This window comes from uncultured Gemella sp., assembly GCF_963519265.1.
In the GTDB taxonomy this organism is placed as follows: domain Bacteria; phylum Bacillota; class Bacilli; order Staphylococcales; family Gemellaceae; genus Gemella.
On the sequence record NZ_CAUQNQ010000049.1, the window covers coordinates 1 to 10,337 of the forward strand.

The window sequence follows — 10,337 nt, forward strand, 5'->3', positions numbered from 1 at the left end:
TAGGTCAAATCATGAAAGCCTCAAAAGGACAAGCCAACCCACAAATGATCAACAAGATGTTATTAGAAGAAATCGCAAAACGATAATAACGAAAATAATAAACGAACTCGAAGCAAGGAGAAATCTTTGTTTCGAGTTTTTTTGTGTTTAAAACGTAGAAAAGTCTCTTATGTATTGCAAAGAACATAATTGTTATATATAATAAATATTACGGAAATAAAACAAGAAATATAATTTTTTGAGTTAAACAATATACATTTACTATATAATGTTAAAATCAAATCTATTAATGTGTAATTATTGAAAAATAACTTATGGGAGGAAAATGAAATGACTGAAGATCCATTTAAAGAATATTTAATACAATCAGAACCTTCTAAGAGAGAAAAAGGTTATGCATGGCAAACAGCAATAGGTTTGCAGGAAGTTGATGGTTTAACTCCATCTCAATATTTAATTAATACAGCATTGCGAAACATAGAAGGTGAAATAACACTAGAAGAAGCCGATATACTGCTTCATTCATATTATGAAGAAAATCCAGAACTAAATAAAGAAAGTCGCGTAGAAGAAGCTGATAAAGTGTCTGTTCGAATAGCTAGAATCTTATCCGAAGAAGCTTTTACCTTTTCCCCAACGGAATATTTAGCTATTCATAGGAAGTTATTTGAAGGAATATATAAACATGCAGGGACAATCAGAACTTATAATATTACAAAAAAAGAATGGGTCTTAGACGGAGAAACAGTAATATACGGAAGTGCAAGTGAATTAGTTAGAACTCTAGAGTATGACCTTGAGCAAGAGAAAAAATTCCAGTATAATGGCTTATCAACGAATGAAATAATAAAACACTTATCAGAATTTATCTCAAGACTATGGCAAATCCATGTTTTTGAAGAAGGGAATACAAGAACAACAGCTGTATTTTTTATCAAATATCTAAGAACATTAGGTTTTGATGTAACAAATGATATATTCGCTGCTAACTCTTGGTATTTTAGAAATGCATTAGTTAGAGCAAACTACAGAAATTTAAAGAAAGAAATCTATTCAACATTTGAATTTGTAGAGTTATTTTTAGGAAATTTACTACTAGATGAAAGTACACCATTAAAAAATAGAGAATTACATATCAATTGGATAAAAGAAGATAGAGAGATTTCAACATATAATTATAACGATAAACTAGAAAACTTCTCTGATAAAAATAAGGAATATATTAAGAACCTTTATGATAAATTCAATTTTGATTCTGTATTTGGAAGAAAAGAAGTGATGGAAGTTACAAAACTAAAAACATCAAGAGCATCAGAAATAATCAAAGAAATGCTAGTGCACGAAATTATTGAAAAAGTAGAGGGTTATGGAAAAGGAAAATATAAATTTAGAATAGTGCTAAATTAATAGAATTCACAAAATGATAAGAATATACGAACTCGAAACAAGGGGAAATCTTTGTTTTGAGTTTTTATATTAATTTATGAAACTGGACATTTGTCATTAAAAAGTGGACATTGAGGAATGAAACTGGACATTCGTAGATGAAAAAAGTGGACATTGGTGAGTAAGACTGGATATTCATAGATGAAAAAAGTGGACAATGGAGAATATAACTGGACTTTCATGTTTAAAAAAGTGGATAATAAGGAATAAAAGTGGACTTTGGTAGTAAAAAAAATGGATATTGGAAGTGGAAGTGAATATTCGCAGATGAAAAAGTGGAAAATCGAAAATATTCAATTTATGTAGAATATATTTTGAGAAATGGGAGTAATATTATTGACATACGTATAAATACGTAGTATAGTTAAAGTGTCAGGAGGTTAAATATTATGCCGATGACACAAGAAGAGATGGTTAAGCTGTTGAAAAAGTACGGTTTTACGTTATGTAAAGGCGGAAAGGGATCTCATATAAAAATGAACAAACCTGGACAGAAGAGACCTATCATTATCCCGAAAGGTGAATTGAATAAATTCACAGAGAAGGGTATATTAAAGGATGCTGGATTATTATAATCCAGCTCCGAATTAATGAGGTGATATAATGTTAGTAAGTTATCCAGCAATTTTTTATTTTAATAAAGAAAGTGAAGAAAAAGAGATTTATAATGTTTATTTTCCAGATTTAAAAGGAAGTGGAACACAGGGGATAGGTATAGCAGAATCAATGAGTATGGCATCAGATTATTTAGGATTAGCTCTTAGTGATTATTTGGAAGATGGAGAAAGATTACCTAAGTCAAGTAATATAAATAAGTTGTCAATAGAAGATGATTTTCCTTTTAAAGATGATCTTGAGATGAAGGATTATTATGTTCTTAATAAATCCTTTGTATCAATGGTTGTTGTAGATTTGAGAGAATATTTAGATAGTAGCACGCTAATTAAAAAGACATTGTCTATTCCTAAATGGGCTAATGATGTTGCAGTAAAATACAATATTAATTTTTCACAATTATTAACGAATGCTATAGCAGAAGAAACTATTAAGTATAAATAGAAAATATGCGATTCTAATTCTTGAAATATTTTATATTTTAAATTTAAAAAATAGTTTTAAATGTTGAGAATAATACTAAATAAAGATGTACCCAAAAATAGATTATTTAATCATAATTTTGAGTACATCTTTTTTATATTTAATTTTAATTATTTACTCTTCACAAACTCAACAATTTTAGAAATAGCCTTTGTTGCTTCAGGGATTGGAAAAGCAGGGTATACGTGGTTTAAATTTTCCCCGACAACAAAAGTGGTTTCTACACTTGCTTCTTTTAGTTTATTTGCTAAAAGTCCTGCATCAGGATATAAAAGTTCACGTGTACCAGAGAATAGAAGTACCTGAGGTAAACCTCTCATATCACCATACAATGGAGAAACCTTCCAATCTGATAAGTCTGCATCACCAGCCCAAGATTTAGCGTCAGCTAGTAAAGTATCGACATGTAGTAGAGGATCTTTTTTGATATATTTCTTAATATCAGGATTCGACATAGTTAAATCAACCCATGGACTTAGTAAAATAAGACCTTTAGGCAGAGTAATATTATTTTGAACAAAGTCTTGAACTAATCCTAGAGCTAACCCCCCACCAGCACTATCTCCCATAATATAGATATCTTTATCTGGATGCTCAGCAACATAGTCTGTATATAATTTTGTTAGTAGTTCATAGCTGTCTTTATAAGTATAGAATGGAGCTAGTCCGTAATCAGGAATAATAACCTCAGCATCAGCTTCTTGAGCAATTTTATCAGCCATCTCCCATTGAATATCTACAAATTCATGAACGTAAGAACCACCATGAATATAGAAAATAGTAGAATTAGAATTATTAAAACTGTTTAAATGCCATACCTGTCTATCAGAAACAATTCTAGTATAGAATTTAGATTTAGTATCGAATTCATATACATTTACAGTTTCTTCGTTCTTATCTTCTTTTTGTTTTTCTAGTCTTTTAGTTTCATCTATATCTCTTAGTTTCTTATATTTGTTACCAAGATATAACTCGATTAAACCAGCTTTAGCACTACGTTTATAACGTAATTTTTGATACCCTGCATAGCTACCCACCAATGCAGGTAATGTTGCGGCAATTGAAGCTACTGAAACAACTTTTTTATTAAATTTTCCCATTTTAATCTCCTCTTATTTACATAAATGTAAGTATTTTATTTATTTACAATTATAGTTTATCAGAAAATAAAGTGATTGTAAAAATAAAAATCTGAAGAAAAGGAATAAAGAAAAAAGGAAAGTTGGAAGTGAACTTCCAATTATAGGTAAAAAAGATGAAAGTTGGAAGTCTACTTCCAATTTAAGGTAAAAAAGGTAAAAGTTGGAAGTCTACTTCCAATTAATGAAGAAATATGGTATGATAATGGTAATATGATAATCAATTTAACGAAAGGAGAAAAAAATGTATATAAGAGATAATTATTTAAGTAAACTAATTTCGTTCAAAGATACAGATTTTATAAAAGTTATCACTGGAGTTAGGCGTTCAGGGAAATCGGTCTTATTAAAACAATATAGTAATTATTTATATGAACAAGGAATAAATAAAGAAAATGTAATTTATATAAATCTAGAAGCATTTGAGTATCAACATATAAAAAGTTCTGAAGAATTCTCAGAGATTCTAAAAGAGTTGTTACCAAATAACGGAAAAAAAGTATATTTATTAATAGATGAAGTTCAATTTGTTGATGGTTGGCAAAAAGTAATTAATGGTTTAAGAGTTAGTTTTGATATAGATATAGTAATAACTGGATCAAATGCAAAACTGTTATCAGGTGAATTAGCTACCTTACTTAGTGGAAGATATGTAGAAATAGAAATATATCCATTTTCATTTAGAGAGTATTTAGAAGTAAATAACATTGACATTAATTCTAGAATTGTAGATTCTGCGTATAAAGATTATGAAAAATATGGAGGATTTCCAGGAGTTGTATTGTCACCTGAAGCCATAAAGACAACTATTTTATCAGGAATTTATGATTCGATATTATTAAACGATATAGCAATAAGAGGATCTGTGAAAGACACGTTAGTTTTAAAGAGAGTGGTTGCATTTTTAGCTGATAATGTAGGTCAATTAATAAATCCTACAAAAATATCAAATATGCTAAAACAAGAAAAATTATCAATATCTAATCATACAGTAAATAGATATCTAGAATTATTACAAGATGCCTATCTATTTTATGAAGCTAAGCCGTATGATATTAGAGGTAAAGGGTATTTAAAACAAAATTCTAAGTATTTCATAGCCGATAATGGACTTAGAAACCATGCGGTTAGTCATAAAGATGGTAATTTAGGAAATCGATTAGAAAATATCGTATATTTAGAACTTCTGAGACGAGGATATAAAGTTGATATAGTTAGATTAGATGATAAAGAAATAGACTTTATCGCTAAAAGAGATGGGGTAATTGAATACTATCAAGTAGCATATCAAATTCCAAATAATTCACATGAAACTGATAATTTATTAATGATAAAAGATAATTATAAAAAAATAGTAATTACAGGTCGATATGAAGGAACAGACCATATTGATGGTATAGAAATTAAATATATTGTCGATTGGTTAATTGAGGAAGAATAATATCTAAAATTTTTGAATTAAAGTGTAAATAAAAAATAAAACTCAAAATTCAGTTGTGGAATTTTGAGTTTTTATTTTGGATATCCTTTTAAAAATTTACTAGTCACTTATTACTATCTAATTAAATAGTAGTTTGTGATATATGCATTCACGATATCACATAGTTGTTCATCTGATAGTCGTCTTAATGCTGGGAAGGCTATTGTTGATAGATCTACTAGATTATCAATATTTTTTTCTGTGAACTCTTCTTGATCAATCTCCTCAGTATTATTAGAAAATAGAATGAATAATTTACTAGCTTCATCATCTGTAAGACCTCTATTTTCACATGCTAGATAAAATGAAGGTTCTTCGTTAAATCTATCTTTAATGTATTCATTAATCTCATATACAGCTGATTTAATAGTGAAGTGACTAGAGATAAAATCAGGACTCTCAACGAATTTTGTTTGTTTTACTTCAAAAGGTATTCCACCTTCATTAACAGCTTTTGTAAGGAACATGCTAATGGCAGTTTCTAAATTTAATCCAAGGCTAAAGAATAAATCCTCAGCCTCATTTTTTAATTCATCATCAATGGTTAAAACAATTTTCGATTCACTCATTTTTAAACTTTCCTTAGTTAATACATTAATTTTAACGTAGAATTACAGATTTTTTAAGAGAACTTTATACGAAAAAGTTAAATTCAAGGATATATACAAGAATAAAGAAAAGTTATAAAGAGATATAAGAATTATTAGTAAATATGTTATAATAGAATGTAAGAAAATTAGGATTGAGAGGATTTTTTATGAAATTAGAATTATTACAAAAAGCGATAGAAGAAAACTACAACGCATTATCTGAAGTTAATAACGCAGCATATAGTTTAGACCCAGTATCAGATGAAAGATTGGTAGAAATCGCAAAAGATGTAAATGAACAGTTAGGATATGAACTGTATGATAAACTAGATAAAGAAAGTTTAGTAGCAGACTTTTCTACTACATCAAGAGAAATGTTTAAATATACTCTAGATAAATCAAAATTCTTAAATGATAGACTAGAAAAAGCATTAGTCGAACATTGTGACGACATATTAGTAGATGTAGTAAAAGCACACGAAAACTTCGATTCAATGGAAACATACGAACTATACACACTAGCATTCGAAGTAAATGAAAAACTAGGATATAGACTATTTAGAGATATCTATTCTTATAGCTTAAGACGTGACTTCGAGAGAGTAGCAAAAGCAGTAGAAACATACAAAAAAGAAGGTAAAATAACGAAGTTTATTAAGTAGGAAGTTTGGTATGGATACTGTGAAATACGATATAAATATTATGAAATTATTTTATAATCATAAAAATAAACTTCACATTTAGAATCAAAAAATCAATGGAGAATAGATTATGTTTAAATTGAAAAAGATTAATAGAAACAATATAGGGGAGATTCTGAAATTAGAGGTTTTTGATAATCAGAAAAGTTTTGTAGCTACAAATAATATTAGTATCATAGAAGCGTATATAGCAATTACCGAGAATAATGATGTATTTACATTTGGTATTTATAAAGAAGATACACCTATTGGTTTTCTAATGATAGGTTTTGATGTGAATTCAGATGATGAAGGTGCACCTAAGATTGCTAAAGGGAATTATAATATATGGCGTCTTATGATAGATAAAAAATTCCAAGGGGAAGGATATGGAAAAAAAGCAATGGATTTAGCTTTAGAATTTATTAATACCTTTCCTTCTGGAACAGCAAAATATTGCTGGCTATCTTATGAAAGTGATAATAATGTAGCACGAGAGCTATATAAGTCAGTTGGTTTTGTAGAAACCGATGAAAAAGACGGAGAAGAAATAGTAGCTATTTTAGAATTATATTAGAAATAGTTATTTTTTTAGTTATAATATTATAATTCTGGCTCTAATAATTAAGATATAGAATAGTTAGATTAAGATAGAAAATAAAAGACAGTGATTGAAGTATTGAAAAAATAAAAAGTAAATATTAATAAAAAAGAGATTTCTGTTTTGTAACGGCAATGCTGATAAATTTATTTATAAAAAATAATTATCTTTCCCGTTTAAAGTAAAGATGGTTATTTTTTGTTTTATTAGTAGATAAAATTGTACTAGTTAAATTGTAATATTATAATAAATTAATTTAAATATAATAATTATTGATTTGGAGCAATTAATAGTAATATATAAAGAGGAATAAAATGATTTTAAAATTATTATTTTTACACAAAAATAAAAATATAGATATTGAAGAATTAAAGAGTGATTTTAGTAGTGTATTTGAAATCAAGAATAATGAATTTTTTTATAAGGATATAAATTATAAGTTCGATATAGTAAAAGCTCAAGAAAGTAATAATATTGTTTTTAGTATATCTACTACTAAAAGTGGAAATAATCTAGAAAACGCAATACTAATTGAAGATATTAAAAATGCTATAAAAAAAGGAGAACATAGGAAAAATTATAGAATTATCACAATATATGATGACTCATCAAGATATTTTTGTGATAAAGTATCAATAATTGTCTCTAAATTTGAAAGAGCTCTTCGTGAGTTTATATATTTGACAGTTATTCAAGCGTATGAAGGTAAATGGGTGGAGAAAACCATTAGTAAAGAAATTGAAAAATCACACAAAGAGAAAGGGATTAATCAAAAACAGTATATAGAGAATGCGTTAGAAGAGTTCTCATTCTATGATTATATTAATTATTTATTTACTGAAAGGGAAGAATGGAGTAATGAAAAAATAATAGAAGAGTGTAAAGTTGAAATAAAAAAACAAAATCCAAATATTAATAGTATTAAAGGAATTTTAGAAAAATCTGTTAAAAAATCTTTATGGGATAGGATATTTTATAATTATAATATTAAACTTGTGAAAGAGGATTTAGAAATAATTCGATCAAGTAGAAATAAAGTAATGCATAATAAAGATTTTTCATATAGTGAGTTTAACTCTATTAAAAAACTATTAAAAAAAATGACTAAGGCATTAGAGAAAGAAATTATAAATATAAACGAAGAAAAATATAAAGAAAATACAAATTTAACAGCTGTTCATACTTCATTCAGAGATGCACTTTTAAATGCTATAGAAACTAATGGAATTTTTAGTCAATTATCTGAAAACATAAAAAACATAAATATGGGATTTAGCGATTTAATAATATCAGATAAGCAAAAGGAATTTATAGAATTTAGAAAAAGGCAAGAAGAGATGATTAAACAGTATAGTCAAATTATAAATAATATGAATAATCATACAAGTAATTATAATCTGGAGTTAACTTCTCCTGTTAGTAGTAATATTAACAAAATTATTGCCAACTTAGGAGATATATCTGAGATTTTTAAAAATGCCAAACCTAGATTAAATATTCCAACTAATCATATTAATGAATTAATTAAAAATTTAGGAAATAGTTCAGAAATATATAGCAAAGAGATATTAAAAAACAAAGGAAATGCTGAATAAGTATTTTATTTATATTAAGTAAATTATTAGTTATATCCTGTTAAAAAGTTGTTTTGTAAGTTCCATGTATTAAAATATGAATGTAGCTTTTATATAATGGTTAATAAAAATTAAATTGTACCTCATTTGTATTGCTAATGGAGATACATAAGTGTATAATAAAAAGAGACGCGCGGAGGTGTTGGTTATGACTAGTATAAAGACAGCAACTGTAAATGTAAGAATACAAGAAAATATTAAAGTAGAAGCGGAAGCAATACTTAAAAAATTAGGTTTAACAAGGGCAACTGCGATAGATTTATTTTATAGACAAATTATTATGCACAATGGCATTCCATTCCCACTTGAAATAAAGAATGATGCTTCTTTAGATAAAAAGAAATAAAAAAATTATACATGAGGGAAAGCCATTAATGTAGAGAGGGAATGAAGAGTGGAGTTATTAAGTTAAGATATTCAAGTTTCAGGATAAAATTATTTTGAGTGAATTTATTTTCTTAATTATAAATTAAAGAGGTGAAAAAATGTTAGGATTACCTAAAAGTACAGAATTTAATAGATTTTTACCTAAACAAAAGTTTTATAAAGATTTATATACACATACATCTATTCCAAGTAAAACTAAAAATTATTTTGTGAAGCAAATTAAGTCAATAACATGGGAAAATAAAATAGATCATACGACTATGAATATAGCAAAAGGTAGTTTAGTAGAGGAAATAGAAGTATTTAGAGTAGAACTTCATGATTATGAAATTGATGATTCGGTTTTATATATTATTGATGAAAATATACTATATCATATTTTATTTGTATTTGAATATAATAACAAGAAAAAATATTCAATAAGTTATAAAGAAATTAATAGAGAAGCTAGAACGATTAATATACACAAAATATTTCATTCAGATTGGGTAAGTGAAGATGAAGATTTGTTAAATTTATCTGGTATTAACTTAGACAATATGTATGAAAATCTGTTAAATAGTATTTCTAATAATGAATTAGATAAATTCTTAGGTGATACATTAAAAGAGAAAGTATTAAGTAGTATAGAATATGAAAAAATACAAAAACAAGTTAATAATCTATCTAAAAAAGTAAAAAATGAAAAACAATTTAATAGACAAATCGAATTAAATGCTGAACTAAAAAAATTAAAGAATAAAGTAAGTAAAATATTAAAATAAAAATTTTTAAGAGGTAAAATGATGGAAAAAATGAGAATGGAGTCGTTAAATTTAACTTCTCAAAATATAGAAAAAATAGAAGCTTTATTTCCTAACTGTATAACGGAATCAAGAGATGAGAATGGACAATTAAAAAAATCAGTAAATTTTAAAATGTTAAAACAAATGCTATCAGAAGATATAGTCGACGGTGAAGAAGCGTATGAATTCACATGGGTAGGGAAAAAAGAGTCGATAGTTGAAGCTAACAAACCTATAAGAAAAACTCTTCGTCCAGCCCCAGAAGAAAGTGTAGATTGGGATAATACGGAGAATTTATATATTGAGGGAGATAATCTTGAAGTATTAAAACTTCTTCAAGAAAGTTACTTGGGAAAAGTAAAAATGATATACATAGATCCGCCTTACAATACTGGTAACGATTTCATATACAACGATGATTTCAAAGTAAGTAATGAAGAATATGCTGAAGAGAGTGGAGAATATGACGAAGAAGGAAATCGTATGTTTAAAAATAC

At 26.9% G+C, this 10,337-nt stretch carries 12 protein-coding genes and 1 pseudogene; 11 read left to right on the top strand and 2 right to left on the bottom strand.

The genetic code is table 11. The features are described 5' to 3' along the window. From RWN11_RS05765 to RWN11_RS05780, 4 genes are all read left to right on the top strand, one after another. Positions 1–86, top strand: an 86-nt coding sequence (locus RWN11_RS05765; RefSeq protein WP_314160829.1) for a hypothetical protein, incomplete at its 5' end; no start/stop codon positions are given. Between the two features lie 244 nt (positions 87–330). After that, entirely contained in the window at positions 331–1,407 is a 1,077-nt protein-coding gene (locus RWN11_RS05770; RefSeq protein ID WP_314160819.1) for a Fic family protein, read from the top strand. Positions 1,408–1,835: 428 nt separating this feature from the next. Continuing rightward, positions 1,836–2,021 (top strand): type II toxin-antitoxin system HicA family toxin, encoded by a 186-nt coding sequence (locus RWN11_RS05775; RefSeq protein ID WP_204644245.1) that lies wholly within the window; start codon positions 1,836–1,838, stop codon positions 2,019–2,021. Positions 2,022–2,049: 28 nt separating this feature from the next. After that, positions 2,050–2,505 (top strand): type II toxin-antitoxin system HicB family antitoxin, encoded by a 456-nt coding sequence (locus RWN11_RS05780; RefSeq protein WP_314160820.1) that lies wholly within the window; start codon positions 2,050–2,052, stop codon positions 2,503–2,505. A 149-nt stretch (positions 2,506–2,654) separates the two neighbouring features. Here RWN11_RS05780 and RWN11_RS05785 read toward each other — a convergent pair whose 3' ends face one another. Continuing rightward, complete coding sequence (locus tag RWN11_RS05785; RefSeq protein ID WP_314160821.1) at positions 2,655–3,644, bottom strand: alpha/beta hydrolase; 990 nt, start codon at positions 3,642–3,644, stop codon at positions 2,655–2,657. A gap of 283 nt (positions 3,645–3,927) precedes the next feature. Between RWN11_RS05785 and RWN11_RS05790 the strand changes: the two genes are divergently transcribed. After that, on the top strand, positions 3,928–5,124 hold the full coding sequence (locus tag RWN11_RS05790; protein ID WP_314160822.1) for an ATP-binding protein: 1,197 nt from the start codon (positions 3,928–3,930) through the stop codon (positions 5,122–5,124). 113 nt (positions 5,125–5,237) lie between these two features. On the opposite strand, the gene RWN11_RS05795 is transcribed toward RWN11_RS05790, so the two are convergent. After that, positions 5,238–5,732 carry a type II toxin-antitoxin system RelB/DinJ family antitoxin gene (locus RWN11_RS05795; RefSeq protein WP_314160823.1) on the bottom strand — a complete coding sequence of 165 codons (495 nt, stop codon included), beginning with the start codon at positions 5,730–5,732 and terminating at the stop codon, positions 5,238–5,240. Positions 5,733–5,920: 188 nt separating this feature from the next. Here RWN11_RS05795 and RWN11_RS05800 point away from each other — a divergent pair, with 188 nt between their 5' ends. The 6 genes and pseudogenes from RWN11_RS05800 to RWN11_RS05825 all read left to right on the top strand — a co-directional run. Continuing rightward, positions 5,921–6,415: a hypothetical protein gene (locus tag RWN11_RS05800; protein WP_314160824.1), complete on the top strand. Its 495-nt coding sequence runs from the start codon at positions 5,921–5,923 to the stop codon at positions 6,413–6,415. A gap of 109 nt (positions 6,416–6,524) precedes the next feature. Then, positions 6,525–7,010, top strand: a complete 486-nt coding sequence (locus tag RWN11_RS05805; protein ID WP_314160825.1) for a GNAT family N-acetyltransferase — start codon at positions 6,525–6,527, stop codon at positions 7,008–7,010. 338 nt (positions 7,011–7,348) lie between these two features. Then, a complete protein-coding gene (locus RWN11_RS05810; protein WP_314160826.1) occupies positions 7,349–8,629 on the top strand; it encodes a hypothetical protein in 1,281 nt (426 codons plus the stop codon). 187 nt (positions 8,630–8,816) lie between these two features. Continuing rightward, on the top strand, positions 8,817–9,014 hold the full coding sequence (locus RWN11_RS05815; protein ID WP_314160827.1) for a type II toxin-antitoxin system RelB/DinJ family antitoxin: 198 nt from the start codon (positions 8,817–8,819) through the stop codon (positions 9,012–9,014). A gap of 139 nt (positions 9,015–9,153) precedes the next feature. Beyond that, the gene (locus RWN11_RS05820) at positions 9,154–9,819 is read left to right on the top strand and encodes a DUF4391 domain-containing protein (RefSeq protein WP_314160828.1); all 666 of its coding nucleotides are present in this window, start codon (positions 9,154–9,156) and stop codon (positions 9,817–9,819) included. A gap of 21 nt (positions 9,820–9,840) precedes the next feature. After that, a pseudogene (locus tag RWN11_RS05825) lies at positions 9,841–10,337 on the top strand (site-specific DNA-methyltransferase); the annotation flags it as partial.